Origin of the sequence: Rhodopirellula bahusiensis, from assembly GCF_002727185.1 — a bacterium.
In the GTDB taxonomy this organism is placed as follows: Bacteria; Planctomycetota; Planctomycetia; order Pirellulales; family Pirellulaceae; genus Rhodopirellula; species Rhodopirellula bahusiensis.
Genome location: NZ_NIZW01000003.1, coordinates 1 through 20,685 on the forward strand (window position 1 = coordinate 1; position 20,685 = coordinate 20,685).

The following is a 20,685-nucleotide window of genomic DNA, read 5'->3' on the forward strand; positions in this document are numbered from 1 at the left end:
TTTGTTCAAGCGGCGATCCTTTGGTAAACTGTCTGGTGATTCGACACTTGTTCGCTCCGTTCGGGGCGGGTGTCGTAAAAACCTTCCGTTATCCGCTCCGAGCTTTCCGTGAGCCAAACACTCGACAAGACGCTCACCGAACTCGAGGGCAACGACTGGGGTGACCCAACGTTTGACTCTCACCTCGTTGCCACCGTCCATCCGCTGCGACACAAACCCATTGGTCACTTCACCATCGAGGACTTACGCATCACGATTGGTCAATCTGTTGGTCTGCCGCACCTAATGCCGATTGCCGTCGCGAGACTTGAATCGAAACCGCTCGCTGAGGGCGACTTTTTTCCCGGCGATCTCTTACGCAATGTCCTCTCGCTCGATGACACATTCTGGGATTCTCACGACGACCTGCTGACCCGGATGCTGCCTGTGGCTACGTCTGCTCGCGACACAACCGACAATGACGCAATTCGGGGCAAATGCCTTGCGTTCATTGTCCGATGGACAGCGTAGCGGGCGGATAACATGGTTTTTACGCTGGGGCCTTCGGCACACCTTGGCTCTTTGGCAACGGGCCTTGGATTTGGTAGAATCTTCCGTAGTTCAGGCATCGCTCGCTTCGTTTAGGGCGGTGTCGTAAAAACCTTCCGTTGTGTGACGCAGATGGACGATCTATCCAGCTTCGAGCGTTCTGTTTCCGCTGCACTCCGTCAGGCTGGTTGCGATACTTTCACCGCTTCCAACCTGCGTCGGCACACACGTGAGGTTCGCGACGACATCTACGCTGATGAGGTCGCTCACGGTAGCGATATTGCAGCACCCTTCGTCAACTTCATCATCACGCACGATGTTGCAATCTTCACGATCTTCGACGACCCATTCTTGGTCTACGTTGTTCCCTGCACAGAACGTGAGATGATTTCCGACACCGATGCGTTTGCGATGGCCGAGATTTCCGAACACATCGAACTGCTCGCAACCAAATACGGTAAATCGACTCCCGATGCCTCAATTTCTCGGACTCTTGCCGAATCATGGCTGGGATGAAACCACGCGTAGCGTCACACAACATGGTTTTTACGCTAGGCCTTCGGCACACCGCTGTCGTTTGTTCAAGCCTCCATCTGCTGTTAGAATCTTTCGTCGTTCAAACTTCAATGGCATCGCAACGGCGGTGTCGTAAAAACCTTCCGTTGTGTGACCTAAGTCTTCCCATGGGCAAACCGTCAAAAGAAGAACGCAAGCGAATGCGACGCGAAGCTGAACAGTCCATCCGCATTGAGGACTTCTTCTCGCACGTTGTGTCACCCACTGCGACGCTTGCCAATTCACCTCCTTCTGCAATCGTAGACCACGCTTCTCAGGTTGGCGTCGCACTCCAACATCGCGAAATCGACGCGACATCACATTCCTTCGGCGTGCCCGACGCTGACTGGAAATCCGCTGTCGTGATCGGCTACACCGATTTGACGCACGAAATCGTACGGCAGGCCGAGTTCTACGACTGGCTGCTCGATGATGTCGAACGGCTTCAACTTGGGTTGCCAACGATTACTTTTCGCGCAAAGGTAAACCTCGATCCAGTTGTCGATTTTCTGCACCAAACGATGCTTCGTGTACTCGGCCGCTTGACCCACGGCATATTGATCTCTGGCACTGGTCGCGCCGTGATTGACGATTGGCTGGCATGGTCACTCGACTATGACGACCCTGACATGTTCAATGTCAATCGCGTATACGATGAATCGCAACCCGATTTCCACGCGTTACTCGACAGATTCCCACAGCTACGCTCTCCCGGCGCGTAGGTCACACAACATGGTTTTTACGCTAGGCCTACGGCACACCGCTGTCGTTTGTTCAAGCCTCCCTCTATTGCTAGAATCTATCGTAGTTCAGACATCACTCGCTTCGTTCAGGGCGGTGTCGTAAAAACCTTCCGTTGGCAGACACTAGTGAGCCACAAAGTCCTCAAAGATCACGCTCACGTCTTCTGCCAGATGTTCTACGGTTGGCGGATGCAATCTGACCTCGAAACGTTCGCTGCGCTGCCCGATGGCGCGCTAACCGTGGATGTCCTCGCTGGCACATGTGTCCACGATTCCTGCGGTGCGCTCGAAACGTACATCGCTGGAGAAATGTCCGCGTGGTTCAAGCATCAACTCGACGAACGCGGAATCCCGCTGGCGGATATTAAATCCGCCATGCTTTTCGTGGACTTGGTTCGGGTTCCACCGCCCAAAAAGAAACGGGGCATTACATTCGACTGGCGCGGTCGCGGCGTCATTCAGACCGATTCGCGCGAATACGTCTCGGAACTTGCGGAATCTCACACATGGATACCGGCTTCGTAGGTCGCCGTGTCTGCCAACATGGTTTTTACGCTAGGCCTTCGGCACACCTTCGTTCTTTGGCAACCGGCGTTGGCTTTGGTACACTCTCTAGTAGATCAGGCATCGCTCGCTTCGTTTAGGGCGGTGTCGTAAAAACCTTCCGTTGGTGGACACGCCTTACTGGTCCCGCAATTCGAGCATCTCGTGACTCCCAAGAAACTCTATTGCGAAAAGCTACTCGTCGGCGATCTGTTCGATACTCAGTACAGTGATGTCACTTGGTTCGGCAGCATTAAGCTACTGGCGGTTACCGACGATCCGACCCATCGTCGAATTCTTGAATACATCCTGTTCTGCGAGGATTGGAATGATCGAACGGCTGCAGACCCTATGGACGGCCCTGACGCCGATGAGTTTGACGCCTTCAATGACATCATCAAAGCCAATTGGTTCATCGAGATTGATTCCCAAGAACGGCATCCGATCCACCTTGCTCCAGTGTTTTCTCGCGGCAACGAACTTTCTTGGCGGCCGTTGAACGAGCAGGCGTGATTGTGACCGTGTTCGAGATTCAGCGTCCACCAACATGGTGTTTACGCTAGGCCTTCGGCACACCGCTGCCGTTTGTTCGAGCCTCCATCTGGTGGTAGAATCTTCCGTAGTTCAGGCGTCGCTCGCTTCGTTCAGGGCGGTGTCGCAAAAACCTACCGTTAGCGGACACAGACTATTGGCAGATCGAGACGCAATGAACGACGTGCTGCGTGACCGCGTTGTTCCTGTTTTGCGTCAACGTGGCTTCCGTGGCTCGATGCCCCACTTCCGATGCGTTGTGGACGACACCCTGCGTTTGCTCACCTTCCAATTCCGCTCGTCCGGCGGATCGTTTGTCGTCGAACTTGGCCACTGTGCATCTGGCGATTTCACGACCTCTTACGGTGCGGTTATCCCGCAGTCCAAAATGAACGTCACCTACCTCAGCCCACGATCCCGATTTCGTCTTGGGGCGACTGACCCGCTGGACGATCACTGGTTCGATTTTGCTGGCCGCGACAATGGTTGCGACCTGTCGGCTACCGAGGTGCTTGCGTTTCTTGATTCAGACGGAGACCGGCTCTGGAGCGCCTAGTGTCCGCTAACATGGTTTTTACGCTGAGGCCTTCGGCACACCTTCCGCGTTTGGCTACGCGGGCTGGCCTTGGTACAATCTTTCGTAGTTCAGGCATCACTCGCTTCGTTTAGGGCGGTGTCGTAAAAACCTTCCGTTGTCGGGCACAGGCGTAAACCATAGCTAACCTTAATGACCTCTCTGTTCGCGCGTTACAGTTCATCGGTGGCGGACTCTTTGCACGCTACTGCGATGTAATTGGCGTGCGCCATCCCGCAGTCGTCGAACTGATAGCGTATGTTGACTCTTTCGCGCAATGCGACATCTGCGATTGGGGCGAAAACTTGGCACTGCTAGACCTACACGGGTTGGGCGACCTGCCGCCGCCCGATATCGCTGCCCAACTGCCGTATGAGGTTGGCGGCGACTTCCATCACGCTGTCGAAAACCTGACCGAAATCTACATGTCGGTTCATATGGGCGCTGTTACGCAACAACCGCAGCATTTCCTCCTCGAACTACTTGCGATTGTTGCCCCGCATGCGATTTCGCTACCTGATCTAGATGTGTTCGTGCAGCCCAGCGGTCGCGGTACATTCGGTGATCGCATTGAGGACGAAACGCTCAACAAATGGCGAGCTGCACTCCGCTGCTAGTGCCCGACAACATGGTGTTTACGCTGAGGCCTTCGGCACACCTTCGTTGGTAGGCAACCGACGCCGACGTTGGTAAAATCTTTCGTAGTTCAGACGTCGCTCGCTTCGTTTAGGGCGGTGTCGTAAAAACCTTCCGTTAGGCGGCAGACGGTGGCCCGTTCGCAGAACGCAACATTTCGTGGCGCTGAGCCTGAACCTGATGGACGCCGTATTCGCGGCGCATCCATCGCGAGGATTTTGCATTCCAACCTTTCCGCTCGCGATTGGTCAGTTGGCGAAATCGACGATTGGCGTGATTCGGGCTTTTGCTTGCCGGTCAACCGCGACGATCAGTCGCTCCAACTCGTCCTCTTGCCGTTTCACGGTGATGACGACCGCTGGATTCTTCAACTCGCACCCACCCGACTTCCTTCGATGATCTCACGTTTGTTCGGCGCTGTTCCATCGGCATTGCCTGACTCTGTTCATCAACTCGCTACCGACGTCCACTCCATCCTCACCAACAGCGGTTTTTCGGATACTCTTTGGTGCTGGGACGACTTTGCGGATCACGACAACTGCACACCGACACCCGCTCCCGTGTCTGCCGCCTAACATGGTTTTTACGCTGAGGCCCTTCGGGCACACCTTGGCTCTTTGGCAACGGGCCATAGCCTTGGTACAATTTCCGGCAGTTCAGGCATCGTCCGCTTCGTTCAGGGCGGTGTCGTAAAAACCTACCGTTGTGCGGCAATGACAAATCGAAAACAAATCGACCAACTCACTGCTGCGGACCTTGTCGCGTCTCCCGTTTGGGAGTTTGCCTCCGATGAGGAAGGTAACGAAGGACAGGACGAATGCACCGTTCGCCCATCCACTCAACGTGGACAGGTAAACGCGACTGCTGGCATGTTCGTGGTTTCCGCGACGTTCACACTTGCTGACGGTTCCACTGCTGTTGGGTACGTGACACCGCCATGCGAATCTGATGACGATTTGGGTGTGACCCAACCGGTCATCGTCACTGATGGCGGCCAAATCATGTTTTGGTGGGGCGTCCTCGAACCAACTCGCGACTGGATGGACTCCGCGTATCGCCTGCTGGGACGCAACGCCGACGACGTCTTTCCGATTCGCTTCCTATCCAATTTAGATTCAACCGATGGCCCAATTTCCGGCGTCAATCCGGGGTTCATGCAGATGGGCGATCACGGAATCAACTGGATCCGGTAGTTCAATTGCCGCACAACAGGGTTTTTACGCTAGGCCTTCGGCACACCTTCGTTGGTAGGCAACGTACGTTGGCATTGGTACAATCTCTCGTGATTCAAAATCCACCGCTTCGTCAACGGCGGTGTCGTAAAAACCTTCCGTTGTCGGACCTCAGTTTCCATGGCGCAACTCTACGACCTGTTGGAGAACGTTAACGATCGCGACACGTTTCTCGCTTTCGTCCGCGCATTGGCTGACGAACGCGAGGCCGCTCAGCAACTCGAACGCGACGAACCGACGCGTTACATGCTCGGGGGCGCGCATGATTGGCAAAACGGCGACATCTCCTCATACCTCTATGCCGCCTGCGAGTACTTCACCGACCGGCCGCTGTCCCCGCCCGAGACCGAACCAAGCTGGCGAATGTTCGCGGACTTTCTCTGGTGCGGCAAAATCATCGAATAGCGATGCCGAATTGTCGGTCTGTGCGCGGTCGCTTGCGACCGTCAGGTGATGGAGCACTGATTAGCAACGCGACGGTCCGACAACATGGTTTTTACGCTAGGCCTTCGGCACACCGCTGTCGTTTGTTCAAGCTGCCCTCTGGTGGTACAATTTCTCGCAGTTCAGGCATCGCTCGCTTCGTTTTGGGCGGTGTCGTAAAAACCTTCCGTTGTGTGCCACGAGTTAATCATTCATGGAAACGTTTGACGACCTTGGCATGCCGTTCCCGTTGTTCAAGGCCCCAGTGGCCCACGCCCGAACCGATCCCGCTGGTACGTGTTGCGTCTGCAGTATGCCAACAACAATTCGATTCTGTGACGCTTGTTACCAGTGTTTTCGCGGCGGCAAGGTTGACCACACTGTCGACACGGAACTCGGGATGGTGCGGGTAGAGGATGCTCGGTTGGGCCGCACTCACGGGCTTCCACTCGGCAATCCACCTGTTCTCGGCGACTACAAACTTATTCCGCAACCCGTTGATCCAAACTTCCCCGACGAAACGTGGTTCCATGTCCAGGTCGACTCGGAGTATCTGTTCGAGATCATTCGGACGCCGGATTACTACTCATGGCAGGGCGAACGCTGGCAATTCTGCTGCAAACGCCCGTGTGCATTTCTCGGTTCGCTCCCCGCAGGCGCGCTTCCGGACTCCGAATCTCCTGCGGACGCCATCGCGGACTGGTTTCAAGCACCAGACTGGGATTCCATTGGCAACAATGATTTCGGATCGCTCACCTACTACGTTTTTCAATGCGTTTCGTGCGGTGGCTTGCGTTTTCATGAAGACTGCGATTAATGCCGCTTCAGTGGCACACAACATGGTTTTTACGCTGGGTCCTTCGGCACACCTTGGCTCTTTGGCAACGAGCCTTGGCATTGGTACAATCTTTGGTAGTTCAGGCATCGCTCGCTTCGTTCAGGGCGGTGTCGTAAAAACCTTCCGTTATGTGCCACAGATAATCGCCGATGCCGTACGATGGCCCAATCGACCTCGATACTTTGGTCGACCTCGACTCGCTGGCCGTTGACGGCGTATGTCACTGGACGTTCTTCGCGTTTCCGCTGTCGACACTAGACGAACATGGATTGCCGTCTGACCCGGAGGCACAGCGGTACATTGCCGCAGTGCAATCTACCGGCGTGCCCATTGGCATTTGGCTCAATGGCATCGCTGATGACACTGGCTATGCTGCCGTCACGCACGAAAACACCTCAGAACTCAATAACGCAATCGCGGGCTTAACCCAATTTCCCGACTCGTATGCCGCTGACCTTTGCGAACGCTTGTTCCGAAATGCCGCTTCAAGTGGCACATAACATGGTTTTTACGCTAGGCCTTCGGCACACCGCTGTCGTTTGTTCAGGCCTCCCTCTAATGGTAGAATCTCTGGTTGTTCAAACTTGAATGGCATCGCACGGCGGTGTCGTAAAAACCTTCCGTTAGGTGCCACTAGATGTTGAGTGATGGAGCGATTGATTGCCTCCGACCGCTCACGTTTGACCCTGACGCGGAGCGTCTCAGCTGCATGATTCCCATGGGCGGCATCTACTGGGCTGACGAAATCCCCGACTTCCGCACGTTGATGGACGTCCCAAAATCCGACCGCGATCTGATCTTTCGCCTATTCAGCATTCGCTTCAAACTCTGGGCTGGTGATGAATTGTCCGACGATGACCAATCATACTGGGACAATGCACAGCGACTTGTTCCAGGCTATCCCGTTTTTCATCGCGTCGACATTTCCGACGAGGATCGTGCTCCTCAGGCGGCCGCCGAAGAGGACGCCATGGCTGGGTTCGAGGCACTCTTTGGCGATGCTGATGAATTGACCGTCAACGAAGCTGGTAGCTTTAATGCGACTTTTGACCTAACCAAAGACCAGCCGAAATCACTTTGGCAACGCTTTCTCGCATGGTGCCGTGGCACCTAACATGGTTTTTACGCTAGGCCTGCGGCACACCTTGGCTCTTTGGCAACGGGCCATGGCCTTGGTACAATTTCCGTAGTTCAGGCACCGTTCGCTTCGTTCGGGGCGGTGTCGTAAAAACCTTCCGTTGGCAGACACTAGTGAGCCACAAAGTCCTCAAAGATCACGCTCACGTCTTCTGCCAGATGTTCTACGGTTGGCGGATGCAATCTGACCTCGAAACGTTCGCTGCGCTGCCCGATGGCGCGCTAACCGTGGATGTCCTCGCTGGCACATGTGTCCACGATTCCTGCGGTGCGCTCGAAACGTACATCGCTGGAGAAATGTCCGCGTGGTTCAAGCATCAACTCGACGAACGCGGAATCCCGCTGGCGGATATTAAATCCGCCATGCTTTTCGTGGACTTGGTTCGGGTTCCACCGCCCAAAAAGAAACGGGGCATTACATTCGACTGGCGCGGTCGCGGCGTCATTCAGACCGATTCGCGCGAATACGTCTCGGAACTTGCGGAATCTCACACATGGATACCGGCTTCGTAGGTCGCCGTGTCTGCCAACATGGTTTTTACGCTAGGCCTTCGGCACACCTTCGTTCTTTGGCAACCGGCGTTGGCTTTGGTACACTCTCTAGTAGATCAGGCATCGCTCGCTTCGTTTAGGGCGGTGTCGTAAAAACCTTCCGTTGCACGACCTCAAATCAATGGACACACACGCGGAGGCGGAACTGTTTGCGTCGCCCGAATCTGACGGCGGGCGACACTCGCCGTTCTTTTCCGGATACCGACCGTGTATCACGATCGACGACGCTTACGATGGCTTGACCATCACGTTGCTCGACCGTGAGTCGATGGCTGGCGGTGATACTGGTCGCGTTGCATTCTCATTTCACGCTCTTCCATCGTTCGTTGGGCGTCTTCACGTTGGCCTCGCTTTCGACATTGCCGAGGGTGCTCGCGTTGTCGCACGCGGCACGATCACGGCGGTTCATGATCCCTCTTTGCTTTCTGCCGATACACTTGGATCGCCATGATCGCTTGCATGCGCTTTCGGATGGATACCTATCTGGCGGCGCGGCGGTCGTGCAACATGGTTTTTACACTAGGCCCTTCGGGCACACCTTCCTTTGCACTTCAAGCTTGGCTGGCGTATCATTAGCTTTTCGTGATTCAAGCTCCACTGCTTCGCTTAGGGCGGTGTCGTAAAAACCTTCCGTTACACGCCGCAGTCGAATGCCATTTCCCGTCGACATCAAGTTCGTCACCGAGACTGAACGCAAACTCGGCGTCAAATTTCCGCCCGCTTACGTCAACGCGATGTTGAAATCTAACGGCGGCAGCGTGGAGACTCCTCCCGACGCGTGGATGCTCTACACGATCTTTGACACCAGCGACAAAAAGCGCCTCAAAAGAACGTGCAATGACGTCGTGCGCGAGACCAAGGCCGCAAATGACTGGCCCGACTTCCCGCCCAATGCAGTTGCAATCGGTGCTAATGGCGGTGGCGACCAACTAATCCTGATGCCGCAAGCCGATCATCCGGAACTGCTCAATCACGCGGTCTTTTGGTGGGATCACGAAACTGGCGACATTCACAAGGTTGCGGATGACTTTGGAGACCTGTAACGCGGGGCAAGCGGCGTGTAACATGGTTTTTACGCAAGGCCACGGCTTCGTCGTTGGAGACTCGCCCGGCTTGCCACGTTTGTTCGCTCCGTTGTCGCGTGTTGGTTTGCAACGCCGTGGACACCGCCTCTTTGGCAACGTGGGTACCTTTTGGTAAACTGTTTTGTGTTGCGACGCTTTTTGACTTCAGTGAGAAAGCGGTGTCGTAAAAACCTTCCGTTGTCGGACGCTAGTCGATTGGTTCCGCAGCCCTATGACCAACGATGATCCACAACGACTCCTGATACTCGACGTTGACGAGACTCTCATCTACGGTTCCGAGCGGGAACTGGATCGCCCAGCCGACTTTCGCGTTGGGCCGTTTCACATCTACCGCCGACCGCACCTCGATTCGTTTCTTGCTGCCGTTGCGGAATGGTACACCCTTGCGATTTGGTCGTCGGCAACCAACGACTACGTCTCCGGAATCGCCGCCGCCATACGTCCTCAAAACGTTGAATTTGAATTCGTTTGGGGCCGGGAACGCTGTGTGCAACGCATGGACCCTGAACGTTTCGAGACCGTCTTCATCAAAGACCTCCGCAAGGTCAAACGCCTTGGCTTCGACATGCGTCGAATCCTTTTCATTGACGATACCCCGTCAAAAATGCAACGAAACTATGGGAACGCTGTCTATGTTTCGCCCTTCGAGGGCGAACCGGACGACGAACTTGAGAAATTGACTGGATATCTCGGCTCAATTCGCACTGCCGACAACTATCGACGGATGGAAAAACGCGGATGGAGAACTCACTCGTAGCGCATCGCGTCCGACAACATGGTTTTTACGCTGAGGCCTTCGGCACACCTTCCTTGTTTGGCGACGCGGGCTGGCCTTGGTACAATTTCCGGTAGTTCAGGCATCGTTCGCTTCGTTTAGGGCGGTGTCGTAAAAACCTTCCGTTGTGCGACCTACCGAAGTAGATGCTCAAACTTCAATCCATGCAGGACTTCCATGACGTAAACACCGCGTCAGACCTTGCTGGCTTGATCGACCGTTTAATCGCGCCGGACGGCACTGGCGCATTCTGGCTGCACCGCGATGGCGACTGCGAACTGGCACTTTTTCTTAACGGACGTCGCGCCGCTGTTTACCGTGATTCTGATGGTGCGTGGTCACAGACTCCCAACGCATCCGACGACGATTGTGACCAATTCCGACTCGAAAACGGACAGATCGACGATTTCCCACTGTCCCAATGTGTTTCAACCGCGGATGGCATTGCCGCATTTCTTGATACTGCCATCACCGGTCAACTCTCGGCCAAAATTGCTTGGCATTGACCGGTCGTACAACATGGTTTTTACGCTGGTCCTGCGGCACACCTTCCAACTTTGTCAACGCGGGCTGGCCTTGGTACAATCTCCAATAATTCAGACATCGCTCGCTTCGTTCAGGGCGGTGTCGTAAAAACCTTCCGTTATGTGCCACCGATCATGCCTGATGCCGACCCGTTTCCCAGAGTGAAGCGTGCGATCATTCGCAGGCTCGTTGACGGCGTCGGCGCGCACGGCTTCTCGCAACTCCGCGCAACGACGTATTTCATCCGCGACCGTGGCCCAATCCGCGACGTGTTTTTCTTCCAAAAAATGCGATCCAATGCTATTACGATTTGCTATGGCGTCATGGCCGTTCCGGATGATGATTGGACGCCTTGTGCGCCCAACGGGCGTTGGCTCAATAACCAAGAATTCTACCGTTGCAAATACGTCGACCATGTCGATGGTTCGATTGGCCGCGCGGTTGCTGACCTCGAATCCGAGGCTCTACCGTGGTGGAACGGTTTCGTGTCGACTGACGACCTTCCGCCAGCGCGTGGTGGCACATAACAGGGTGTTTACGCAAGGGCCGCTCTCAACTGGTAACCGCTTTTGACTGTGAACATCTATAGCTTCGTTGACACTTTCCTCCGACGGAGACAGCGGCACACCCTCGCTCTTTGTTCAAGCAGCGAACCTTTGGTATGTTTCTTGATAATTCGACATCTTCTAGCTTCGTATGAGGCGGGTGTCGTAAAAACCTTCCGTTGTCCGCCGCAGATCAATGAAGACTCACGTCAGTTTCAAACGTGATTCGACGACACTCAACAACGATGCTCAACCGTTCGGCGAGGACATTGCCGCTGCGATGGTTGCCTCCTTTGCGTCTCAAGGGCTGGGCGACTGGTCCCTTGATTCCCTCGACTATGCATTCACGCTATTCGCTCCTGCCAGTTCTCGCCGTTGCTACGTAATGGTCGGACTCGTTGACGACGTTCCACGACAATGGCTCATCTCGTGCGACCCCAGTCGCGGCCTTCTCGACTGGTTCCTGCGCAAGAACTATGACGCAGAAATTGACACGGTCGCAAATGCAATCCACCGATTTCTGTCCGATGATTCGGGCGTGTCCGAAATTCGCTGGCACACTGCGGACGGCTGGAATTCTAATCCAGACCAATGGACACCTTCCCCGTAGCGCAGCGGCGGATAACATGGGTTGTACGCAAAGGCCCTTCGGACACACCTTCGTCGTGGTGCCAGCCTTGAACTCATTGCACAATCAAATCCGATTCAAACCACCTTTGCTTCGGTTGAGTCGGTATTGATCGCCCATCATCGCGCATTGCCATTTTATGAATTGCTGGCTTTGGCTGACCAACCGCCAATTGAGACCGAGGCAACCGCCCCTGGTGGCCTCGTCACATTCTTCGTTGATGTTCGACACATTTCTTCCGATTCTGTGCGCGTGGATGCGTCGTCGTTCGGAAACAATTGGTTCAAGCTCGAACGTCTTGACGAATCGGTTGTGATTCAACGGAATGCTGGTTCTGAGGCATAGTTAACTGGCTGCACAGTTATTTGGTATTTGGGGTCAGCGAGGTACGAGCCTGAACGTCAATCCTTGTTTCAAACGAGTCGCTTTGCGGTGGGGACACTCCGGTAAATTGGGTGTTGCAAAAACCTTCTATTGGGCGACTTCGCTGGATCGCATGTCGCGACTTCCGTTCCTCACCCTTTTCTGATTGCGTTGCGATTGACTTCAGGGATATAGCCATTCGCTGCACAGGCTTGGGGTGTGGCACAGTTTGGCGAAGCTTGCCGTGACGTTACTTCAGTTCGACCCGGGTTGGTTTGGCCGTTTCGGATGTCATGTTCCGTGGGAGTTGGAATACGTCGCCGGCGGCGTTGGAGAAATACAGGTGGGAGTGCGACGGCTTTCGTCCGTGCCCGTCGGCCCAGATGGCAAAGAAGTCTGGGTGTGCGTGGAGGGCTCGTCGGACGTAGGTGTGGTTCATCTCGCTGTTGTTGGTCATTTGCCTCAGTTTGATTCAAGTTGCACCTTGGTCGGCGCTCTTCCACATCGCGACTTCGCCGCCCGGGTTGTAGGGCTGCGGTCCCTTTTCCGTTGGCCCGATGACTCGCCAGTCGTCGTCGGCCAGCAGCCATAGTTCTCCGGCGTCGTAGTTGTTGTCTGAAGTGGTGATGGGAGAGCGTTTCCATTCGCTACCCGTCCAACGTGCCAACATCCACGTGCGCGGATCGTTCTTCGGACCGGCTTCGTATCCTTGGCTAGTGATGTAAAGCAGCACGGGATGATCGTTCGTGTCATAGCGGAGATCTTTTAGGTACACGTTCAATCCTTCGGCTTCGTAGTCATGGATCAAAGCCTTGTTGTGGACCTCCTTCAGCGGCAATGAAAGCTTGTTTCCTTCTGCCGTTGTCCAGGTTCGGCCGTTGTCCGGCGTTTCGATGTAGTACAGGTTGGTCCGCCAGTTGAGTCCTTTGTCTTGCGGGTGATAGTTGAACATCGATCCGGCTTTGGACTCGCCGATGCCGCTGACTTGGTAGTGCCCTTGTCCCATCGCGGCCAATTTTTGCCACGCGCTCCACTCGCGACCGTCGACGCTGCTCATGAAGCAAATCGTGCGAGCGGCGGGGTAGTTGTAGCGAGTGAAGAAGGCTTGGAAGCCGTTGCCCGAGTGCCACATTTGCATGTAGGAAAAGTTGGTGATCGGAGTTCGCCCATTCTCATCGGCCCGGGTCGCTTTCACCAATTCAAACTCGGTAATATCGAAGGGGCGTTTGCTGCGGTGAATGTACGAGGGACGCGATTGTCCATGAGACGTTGAGAAGATCCAAAGGTGGCCTTCGTCGTCGACGGAAATCACGGGGTTGTCATGGGCGTCGTCAGTTAGCTTGTCCAGCAGGATCGTGGGGCGGGGAACGGTGTTGGTCTCATGGTCGTAGTACGAAACCATGTGAAGCAATTTACGATTGTCGTCGGCCGTCGCGCCTCCGAAGCAGAAGAACGTTTTGTTGACCTGCTCGCTGTAGATCGCGAATGGTTTGTGCTTGGAGCAGTAGGTTCCCAGACCTCCGCTGTACTTGTAGACGTACTCGTCGCCCGATGGTTGGTTCATGTACCAAACGCCGCGATAGCCATCGGCCTTTTGGTTCAACGTCACCGGTTCATCCGCACTGAAAAGTCAGCGCAAAAGAGCGAAGTCATTGCGATCAGCAAGGTGGGCAGTCCGAGATGTGACTTCATGGTGCTTTCTTGAATGGCGAGGATGTTTTGGGGGCGTTCGAGTTGAGACGCCTGGCTATTCACCTGCTGCCGTTGCCGCGGCGCGAATGAAATCGCCTCGTGTGGTGGTGTCATTTGCCTTCGGAAGAGCGTCGAGCGGCACGCCGATCGACACAGCCAACGCTCTCCAGCGTTGTTCCAGTTTGGCGTCGAGCGGTAGGTCGAGTTGGGCGGCATGACCGGGTGCCGCTTCGCTGTATTGCCCGTGCAATTTCTTTCCACGTGGCTTTCGAGGTGTCCCCGCGGGATACAGTTTCAACAATCCTCCACCGGCACCCCACCACTGGACGGCGTCAAAGTCAGGCGAGTCCGGCAACACATCGCTGACATAGATCGTGGCGGAACCATCCGCGTGAAGCTGACGCTGCAGATGCGCGACGTCGACCTGTTGCACGGGTTGGTCTTGCTGCACGGCAAGAGCCGCTGCGTGCCCGGCGGCTTGTCCCAGCGACATCCACACCGGTTCCAAACGCAACGCACAGAAGCCAACGTGCGACGACGACACGGCACCCGGCACCAACAAATTGTCGATGTCCTTGGGAAGCAAAACTCCGTAGGGAATCTGGTACGGTGGCACGGGATGGTAGAACTCACCACTGTGTTTGCCGCCGAAACGAGGGCCTTCGTGGTGGGTTCCGTGGCAGTTGTTTCCATAATCCGCCATAGCGATCGAATCGCGGTGGAACACAGTTCGGGTGCCTTCCTCCGCGTACTCGCTGTCCGCTTGCGTGTAGATGTAGGCTCCCTGCATACGACGAGCTTCGCGCACATACAGTTGCGGTGGCAGGTGGTCGGTGTCCAGGAATTCGTCACGGCACCATCCCCACTGCAACGCTTCCTGGCGAAACTTGTCGGGAACCTCCAGGTCGTTCTGCAGAAAGTACAGCAGGCCGACTTGGTCTCGTAAGTGTTCGGCAAAGATCGCTTGGCGTTCTTCAGGCGTGCCGTTCGGCCAACCGAGGTTTTTGCCTGGCAATGACAGCCGCACCTTGCCTCGCGATACATCGTTGATGTCGTACTTGCCACCGGGCAACACGGGCAGGTGAGCCTTGAAAATGCACTTGCTGGGATAGTCGAAGACACGTTGGATTTTGTCGGACTCAATCGCATCCAACACGCCCACAAAATCTTCGCGTCGGTAACCAGGCGGAGCGACGGGGGTCACCCGATTGGCTTCGTCACGAGTCATGATGAACCGAAAGTTGTACGCTTGCAGTTGAGAGTCTGCCGTTTCTGGTGCCAAGGATTCCCCATGCTCATCGCGACTCTCTCGGCCGACTCGCCAATCGACTCCAGCCATGGCCATCAAGTCGCCTTCGTAGGTGCCGTCGACAAGCACTTGGGCATGAACCGTTCGCGTGTTGCCATGAGGGTCGACGAAGGTCGCTGACTCGATGCGGTTTTGTGGTTTCGTTTCAGTCAGGCTCAACGCTTTGAGCGTGTGATGGTGGATCAGTTCGATGCTGGGTTGTTCATCCAACAAGGTGTGGAAGACCGCGAGGTTGACTTTGGGTTCACCAAACGTGCCGTGATAGGAATCCTTGATTGATTGCGATTCAGGGCCATCGGTTTCGGCGTAGTGGTTTTCGACCCGATTCGCGAAATCAAGGAATGCCCCGCTGAGGCTTTCCAGGGAATGAAAGTCCGTGTGCGACAAACCGCTGGTCACCAAGCCACCGATGCGTTGGGTGGGTTCGACCAACAGAACCGACTGGCCCGATTTGCCTGCTGCCACCGCCGCAGCAACGCCTGCCGGTGTGGCTCCGTACACCACGACGTCGACCTCCGAGTCGACCGCCGCCGCTGGAGTTGTTTTGAAACCGGTGAGCAAAACCATGGCCCCGACCAGCCACGTCAAACGATTCATGCTGAAACTCCACAAGAAGGCCCGGTGCGAAAACCGAGCATCATAACCTCTTCGAAGAACCGAAACGGCTTCGTCAAGAATCGCCCAATGGACAAAAAGACGGAAACAAAGTGACACTCGACATCGAACCAATCGACTGGGTGCGCGAGGTCAGGAAATGGAAGTAACTCCCACTGGTCGTTCACGCGATGTTTAGCGGTTGCACCATTGCATCAGTCGTTGGAGCATCAGGCCGACGACGATCAATGCGAGTCCAATGATCCAGATTTGGGGCTGGACCCAGAATGCCAATCCAAGGCAGGAGGCCAATCCCAACCATGGCACGATGGGCGAGAACAAGCGTTCTTCTGATGTCAGTCGTGTTGCCGCGAAGTTGGTGAAGGCGTAGTAAACCAACACGGTGAAAGCACTGAATGACCACGTCGTGCGGACGTCACCGATCAGCGTGATCGTCGCGACACCGATTCCCACGGCGAGGACTGCGACGTAGGGAGTCGCACTCCGGGTGGATACCGCGGACAGTTTGCTTGGCAAATCACCGCGACGACCCATCGCGAAAACGACTCGGGAAAGACCGAGGATGAGGTTGAGAAGAACGCCCAGCATCGCCGTCACGGCTCCGACGGCAACCAGTTTGGCAATCAACGGGGACTTCAATTGGTTGGCGACGATTTGCAACGGAGCGGTGGTACGATTGGTTGTTCCGCTCAGGATATCGGTGCCTGCTGCGGCGACCGCGACGCCGCCGACAATCGCATACAACAGCGACGAGACCAGCAGCGTGGCGATGATGGCTCGCGGAATCGTTCGCCGCGGGTTGTGGACTTCTTCGCCGAGCGTCGCGATTCGGCCGTAGCCGGTGTAGGCAACGAACATCAATGCGCAAGCCTCCAGGAATTGACTCGCCGCCGTTGTCGATTGGTCGGAGGCGAACAGTGGCGTCATGTTCACGCGACCTGATTCCAAAGCGACGGGCAATCCAGCCAGCACAAAGGCGACCAGTGCAATCAGCGTGGTGCTGACGATGGCGATGTTGGTCCAATTGGATCGCCGGATCCCACCGAGCAACAGCAACGTTGTCACCAGCACCGCACCCATCGCGAGCGGCACCGTCCAGTCGGTCTGGCCAACTTGGAAGAGTTGCAGGGCGTAGCCGGCAAAGCCGAGTGCGGCGGTTGCGGCCGAAGCGGATTTCGCACACAGGAACATCCAACCCGCGGTGAATCCCATGGATGGTGTCAGCCACCGATAGCCGTACTCGTAGGTGCCGCCGCTGACTGGATGCGCAGCCGCCAATTGAGCGCTGCTGAGTCCATTGAAGGTCGCGACAATCGCGGCGATCAGAATCGCGAAAACGACGGATGGGCCGGTGATTCCCGCCGCGATTCCAATGCTGACAAAGACACCCGTGCCGACGATCGATCCCAGCCCCATCATCATGGCACCAAACAGACCCACGTCACGTCGAAGTTGCCCCTGACTCTGATTGCGGGCAGGTTGCGAATCAGTGGGCATGTGCGAAGGGCGGGGGAATCAAGGTCGGGAAGCCGGGAAGACGAATCGTAGCTCAGTTCTCAACAGCGGAGGGGAACGTGAGCGTCATTTCGCTGTCTTCCGTCGCGGAGATATCCCAAGTGTGGTCGCCGACGGTGATTTGATAATCGCCCTTGAAGACTCGTGAGCTCACCGAACCCGTTCTATCCAGTTCGGTCTTCAAGTCAGTCATCCATTTTTGGTTGGTCAGCCCGACCCAGGCCTTTCCAAACGCGGTCAGGTTCCACTGCTTGTCGTACAACGCCGATCCGGGGCGCCAGTGTGCGCCGGCCCAGAATCCCCAGGTAATGATCCCATCCACGTCCGGGTGCGAGAAGCACGCGGTCAAAAAATCGCGGGTGAAGTCTGCCATCAGTTCTTGATCCGAGATGCCGACATCGAATTCCGTGATCAGAATCTTCTTGTCGAATTGACCCCAACGATCCAGTTCGCGAACCAGTCGATGCGGCGGGGTCAAGATCTCGCCAAAGTGACCTTGGATCCCGATCCCGTCGATGGGGGCACCCTCATCGATCAAACGACGAATCGTCATTTCAAAGTGATCTTTGTGGTAGGTGTTCACGCCCGCGCGGACCAGACCGGCGTAATCGTTGTAGTAGAGATCTGCTTTGGGCAAGACGCCGTCGGCCTCTTGGAAGAATTGTGAAAAACACTCGGCCCCGAGATGCTCTTCGAATTCGCGGTTGTCGAACGTTTCATTGAGCACATCCCAATCGGCAACGCGGTCATGAGTCGCGAAGCCCATTTCGCGAATGTGCGTGTTGACGACCTGCTTCAAAGCGACCGGGTCGTCGTACAGCGACGTGATCCACTTCGGTGAGTTTTTCTGTGCTGGCCAGACGAGCACGTGACCACGCACCGCGATGTCGTGTTCGTTGCACCAGTCCATCGCGGAGAGAACTTGATTGTGGTCTTGGCTGGTTTTATTGTCCCAGAACTCCCACTTCAATCCGTTTTCGACCGTCACCACATTGAAGAGTTCTTTCAAGACTTCGCGGTACTTCTGCGCGTCATCGTCGGTGCGTCCGATCATTCCAACGCTGGCTGCGGTTCCGAATCGGAAGGCATGTTTGGTTTGGCGAATGGAGATAACCTGATTTGGCATTGGATTGCCATCGGCATCAGCAATCGTCAGTTTCATATCGCACTTGCGATACTTTTCAATTCGCTGATCCGCTTCGACCCGCCAGGCGGCATCGAGTTCCCGGCCGGTGTACGACCGAGGCGACATGGGCAGCGTTTCAATGTCGGTTTCGGAGGGGTACTTCCAAACTTCCAAACCAGCCACTTCGATCCGCTGTGGTGAGTAACCAATCTGCAGTCCGACTCCGCATTCACCGGCCTCGTAGCTGTCTTTGCAAACACACCGAATCCAAACGTGTTTCCATTCGTTGTTGGGTTTGGTTTCGACCAAGTACTGGATGCTCTTGGTGTACGGGTCGCTGCGTTTCTCAAAGACCACTTCAACGACGCCGCCATCGCCTTCAATGGCGGTGCCTTCTTTGGACAGCGATTCACCGCGAACCCACAGGCCAATCAGAACTTGGTCTCCCTTGGCGATTGCGACATCGGACTTGGCCGATAGGCTCGCGTCCCAGGTGTTTCGCGGTTGATCGAATACCGTGATCGCAACGGTCTCGACGTTCTTCAATCCTGTTTGGCCGATCGAGGCGGACTGATCGGTGACGATGTCGTGCTGGAGGCTATCAGCGACGTACGATCCGATCCTGTCAGGTTTCGTTGATTCCGCCAGGACCAACCGCTCACCACCGGCGGGTGCTTTGGTTGGCAAGTTGGTCTCATCGCCGGAGACTGATTTCGCGAATCCGGCCGGGGTGATCAACAGCAGGAGGGCTAGCCAACTCAATGAATTGGATTTCGTCATGGAACGTATTGTCTAGGTGAGAAAGTCGTCGAGCTGATTCAGTGGAACGTTGCCGACCGAATGGAGGTAGCGAACCAGCATGATTCGCAACGCAGCGAAGATAGCCTCTTTTCTAATCAATTTCTCACCCCACAAATTGGGGTTCGATGACAGCGTCAGGGTGCGACAGCCTGAAATGCTGCGTTCAACGTTCTTGCCTGCGAACGTTGAATTCAGGCCGCTCGCAAGAGCACTCGACTTCGGGGGAGTTGGTCGAGTGATTCGCCGCCGTAGCGGGCCAGGGTTCCGTTGGCTACTTCGTAGCCGTGTCGGAACAGCATGCTGAATTCTTGATGGTTCAACCGGCGAAGCGTCGTCTCGATCCGCGAGACGCGATCGACTTCTTCGTCTGTCAGCGAAGGTTGCTCGGTCCAGTGCGAGTCGCGGATTCCGGAGGAACTGGCAGTTGCTTCTGGTGGTGTGTGGGCACGCAGGGTTGGTCGCTTGCTCTTCAGACCAAGACGCAAGTACGCGCCGCTGCCGGGGTTCTTCTTGAAGTGATCGATCAGCATCCGAGCACGCAGGCTGCGGACTTGATCGGTCGCCACATCGACCAACCGCATCGAGGCTTTCAGGTATCCCGGTCGCCATTTCGATCGACGCGATTCACTTCCCAAGGGTCGCGATGCATCGCAGACAATCAGGAAGTCGGTGCCATCGACCAATCCGATGCCTGGTTTGAAGAGTGCCTCCACTCCGAGATTGTCGTACACACCGCCATCCCAAAGGTGCAGCCGTTTGTACTTGGCGGGAATGGAATGCCATTCGTCGTTTCGCATCTCTTGCCAACGGTGATGTTTGGCTTTCACGATCAGCGGTCCGATCAATCCAGGCACGGCGGCGGAAGCGGCCAACGCATGCGACAGTGGAAGCTTTGGGTCGACGATGTATTTGGTTTGGTAGTCGCCCATCAAGTCGCGTTGGAACCGCCAGTTCTTTCCCGTCTGGTAGCAAGTCGCGTTGATCAACCAGCGAGGCGATTCGGGAAGGTCGGACAAGTCACCGTTGATTTGCCAGCGGCGTTCCAGTTCGTCACCAAGGACAGCGGCGCGGCCACTGAGGATTTGCCACGGGAACATCAGTGACTTGATCACATAAGAACGTTGCAGATTCTGCGTGGTCAGGAGGTGCAGGATTTTGGGGACGACCTCGTGAAGGTATTCCGCACTGCTCGGCCAGCGATTGTTGGTCGCGGCGAAGACCAGTCCCGCCGCGAGGCTGCCACCGGAAACACTGGAAATCATGTGGACGTTTCCCAGCAGATCTTCTCGGGCGAGTCGCGCGAGCACACCCAGGTGGAACACCGTGGCACGGACGCCGCCTCCCGAGAAAGCCAGTGCGATTTTCATCTTGGATTGCGAGTGGGATTCCGGAAACGCGGGTGAGAATGTGCCTG

General features: G+C 55.7%; 26 protein-coding genes. 19 read left to right on the forward strand and 7 right to left on the reverse strand.

What is annotated here, in order from left to right; translation table 11 throughout:
* The first annotated feature begins 108 nt into the window (after window positions 1-108).
* The 18 genes from CEE69_RS05390 (at window position 109) to CEE69_RS05480 (ending at window position 10,658) form a co-directional block, all read left to right on the forward strand.
* Window positions 109-510: a contact-dependent growth inhibition system immunity protein gene (locus CEE69_RS05390; RefSeq protein ID WP_099259734.1), complete on the forward strand. Its 402-nt coding sequence runs from the start codon at window positions 109-111 to the stop codon at window positions 508-510.
* Between the two features lie 150 nt (window positions 511-660).
* Window positions 661-1,044, forward strand: a complete 384-nt coding sequence (locus CEE69_RS05395) for a hypothetical protein (RefSeq protein ID WP_233214877.1) — start codon at window positions 661-663, stop codon at window positions 1,042-1,044.
* A gap of 167 nt (window positions 1,045-1,211) precedes the next feature.
* Entirely contained in the window at window positions 1,212-1,805 is a 594-nt protein-coding gene (locus CEE69_RS05400; protein WP_158230969.1) for a hypothetical protein, read from the forward strand.
* Between the two features lie 147 nt (window positions 1,806-1,952).
* On the forward strand, window positions 1,953-2,351 hold the full coding sequence (locus CEE69_RS05405) for a hypothetical protein (protein WP_143549168.1): 399 nt from the start codon (window positions 1,953-1,955) through the stop codon (window positions 2,349-2,351).
* A 183-nt stretch (window positions 2,352-2,534) separates the two neighbouring features.
* The gene (locus CEE69_RS05410; protein WP_099259738.1) at window positions 2,535-2,882 is read left to right on the forward strand and encodes a hypothetical protein; all 348 of its coding nucleotides are present in this window, start codon (window positions 2,535-2,537) and stop codon (window positions 2,880-2,882) included.
* Window positions 2,883-3,075: 193 nt separating this feature from the next.
* Window positions 3,076-3,456 carry a DUF4304 domain-containing protein gene (locus tag CEE69_RS05415; RefSeq protein ID WP_158230970.1) on the forward strand — a complete coding sequence of 127 codons (381 nt, stop codon included), beginning with the start codon at window positions 3,076-3,078 and terminating at the stop codon, window positions 3,454-3,456.
* A 242-nt stretch (window positions 3,457-3,698) separates the two neighbouring features.
* Window positions 3,699-4,091, forward strand: a complete 393-nt coding sequence (locus CEE69_RS05420) for a hypothetical protein (RefSeq protein WP_099259740.1) — start codon at window positions 3,699-3,701, stop codon at window positions 4,089-4,091.
* 150 nt (window positions 4,092-4,241) lie between these two features.
* Window positions 4,242-4,685 carry a hypothetical protein gene (locus tag CEE69_RS32385; protein WP_158230971.1) on the forward strand — a complete coding sequence of 148 codons (444 nt, stop codon included), beginning with the start codon at window positions 4,242-4,244 and terminating at the stop codon, window positions 4,683-4,685.
* Window positions 4,686-4,823: 138 nt separating this feature from the next.
* Complete coding sequence (locus CEE69_RS05435; protein ID WP_099259743.1) at window positions 4,824-5,303, forward strand: hypothetical protein; 480 nt, start codon at window positions 4,824-4,826, stop codon at window positions 5,301-5,303.
* Between the two features lie 159 nt (window positions 5,304-5,462).
* The gene (locus CEE69_RS05440) at window positions 5,463-5,747 is read left to right on the forward strand and encodes a hypothetical protein (protein WP_099259744.1); all 285 of its coding nucleotides are present in this window, start codon (window positions 5,463-5,465) and stop codon (window positions 5,745-5,747) included.
* Between the two features lie 331 nt (window positions 5,748-6,078).
* Window positions 6,079-6,582: a CbrC family protein gene (locus CEE69_RS05445; RefSeq protein ID WP_158230972.1), complete on the forward strand. Its 504-nt coding sequence runs from the start codon at window positions 6,079-6,081 to the stop codon at window positions 6,580-6,582.
* A 170-nt stretch (window positions 6,583-6,752) separates the two neighbouring features.
* Window positions 6,753-7,103 (forward strand): hypothetical protein, encoded by a 351-nt coding sequence (locus tag CEE69_RS32390; RefSeq protein WP_099259746.1) that lies wholly within the window; start codon window positions 6,753-6,755, stop codon window positions 7,101-7,103.
* A 137-nt stretch (window positions 7,104-7,240) separates the two neighbouring features.
* A complete protein-coding gene (locus CEE69_RS05455; protein ID WP_143549170.1) occupies window positions 7,241-7,717 on the forward strand; it encodes a hypothetical protein in 477 nt (158 codons plus the stop codon).
* A gap of 137 nt (window positions 7,718-7,854) precedes the next feature.
* Window positions 7,855-8,253: a hypothetical protein gene (locus CEE69_RS05460; protein WP_143549168.1), complete on the forward strand. Its 399-nt coding sequence runs from the start codon at window positions 7,855-7,857 to the stop codon at window positions 8,251-8,253.
* 160 nt (window positions 8,254-8,413) lie between these two features.
* Window positions 8,414-8,743 carry a hypothetical protein gene (locus CEE69_RS05465; protein ID WP_099259748.1) on the forward strand — a complete coding sequence of 110 codons (330 nt, stop codon included), beginning with the start codon at window positions 8,414-8,416 and terminating at the stop codon, window positions 8,741-8,743.
* Window positions 8,744-8,942: 199 nt separating this feature from the next.
* Complete coding sequence (locus CEE69_RS05470) at window positions 8,943-9,335, forward strand: SMI1/KNR4 family protein (protein WP_099259749.1); 393 nt, start codon at window positions 8,943-8,945, stop codon at window positions 9,333-9,335.
* A 253-nt stretch (window positions 9,336-9,588) separates the two neighbouring features.
* On the forward strand, window positions 9,589-10,134 hold the full coding sequence (locus tag CEE69_RS05475; RefSeq protein ID WP_099259750.1) for an HAD family hydrolase: 546 nt from the start codon (window positions 9,589-9,591) through the stop codon (window positions 10,132-10,134).
* A gap of 164 nt (window positions 10,135-10,298) precedes the next feature.
* Entirely contained in the window at window positions 10,299-10,658 is a 360-nt protein-coding gene (locus CEE69_RS05480) for a hypothetical protein (RefSeq protein ID WP_143549171.1), read from the forward strand.
* A gap of 90 nt (window positions 10,659-10,748) precedes the next feature.
* Here CEE69_RS05480 and CEE69_RS32395 read toward each other — a convergent pair whose 3' ends face one another.
* Window positions 10,749-11,093 carry a hypothetical protein gene (locus CEE69_RS32395; protein ID WP_158230973.1) on the reverse strand — a complete coding sequence of 115 codons (345 nt, stop codon included), beginning with the start codon at window positions 11,091-11,093 and terminating at the stop codon, window positions 10,749-10,751.
* Window positions 11,094-11,418: 325 nt separating this feature from the next.
* Here CEE69_RS32395 and CEE69_RS05495 point away from each other — a divergent pair, with 325 nt between their 5' ends.
* Complete coding sequence (locus CEE69_RS05495) at window positions 11,419-11,832, forward strand: hypothetical protein (protein WP_099259753.1); 414 nt, start codon at window positions 11,419-11,421, stop codon at window positions 11,830-11,832.
* A 631-nt stretch (window positions 11,833-12,463) separates the two neighbouring features.
* Here CEE69_RS05495 and CEE69_RS33075 read toward each other — a convergent pair.
* From CEE69_RS33075 to CEE69_RS05530, 6 genes are all read right to left on the reverse strand, one after another.
* Complete coding sequence (locus CEE69_RS33075) at window positions 12,464-12,670, reverse strand: hypothetical protein (RefSeq protein WP_233214878.1); 207 nt, start codon at window positions 12,668-12,670, stop codon at window positions 12,464-12,466.
* 15 nt (window positions 12,671-12,685) lie between these two features.
* Window positions 12,686-13,822 (reverse strand): BNR-4 repeat-containing protein, encoded by a 1,137-nt coding sequence (locus CEE69_RS05505; protein ID WP_233214879.1) that lies wholly within the window; start codon window positions 13,820-13,822, stop codon window positions 12,686-12,688.
* Window positions 13,823-13,960: 138 nt separating this feature from the next.
* Window positions 13,961-15,718 carry an FAD-dependent oxidoreductase gene (locus tag CEE69_RS05510; RefSeq protein ID WP_099259755.1) on the reverse strand — a complete coding sequence of 586 codons (1,758 nt, stop codon included), beginning with the start codon at window positions 15,716-15,718 and terminating at the stop codon, window positions 13,961-13,963.
* 285 nt (window positions 15,719-16,003) lie between these two features.
* The gene (locus tag CEE69_RS05520) at window positions 16,004-17,326 is read right to left on the reverse strand and encodes an APC family permease (RefSeq protein ID WP_099259756.1); all 1,323 of its coding nucleotides are present in this window, start codon (window positions 17,324-17,326) and stop codon (window positions 16,004-16,006) included.
* Window positions 17,327-17,378: 52 nt separating this feature from the next.
* Window positions 17,379-19,250 (reverse strand): endo-1,4-beta-xylanase, encoded by a 1,872-nt coding sequence (locus CEE69_RS05525; protein ID WP_099259757.1) that lies wholly within the window; start codon window positions 19,248-19,250, stop codon window positions 17,379-17,381.
* A gap of 212 nt (window positions 19,251-19,462) precedes the next feature.
* Window positions 19,463-20,638 (reverse strand): patatin-like phospholipase family protein, encoded by a 1,176-nt coding sequence (locus CEE69_RS05530; protein WP_099259927.1) that lies wholly within the window; start codon window positions 20,636-20,638, stop codon window positions 19,463-19,465.
* Window positions 20,639-20,685: the final 47 nt, after the last annotated feature.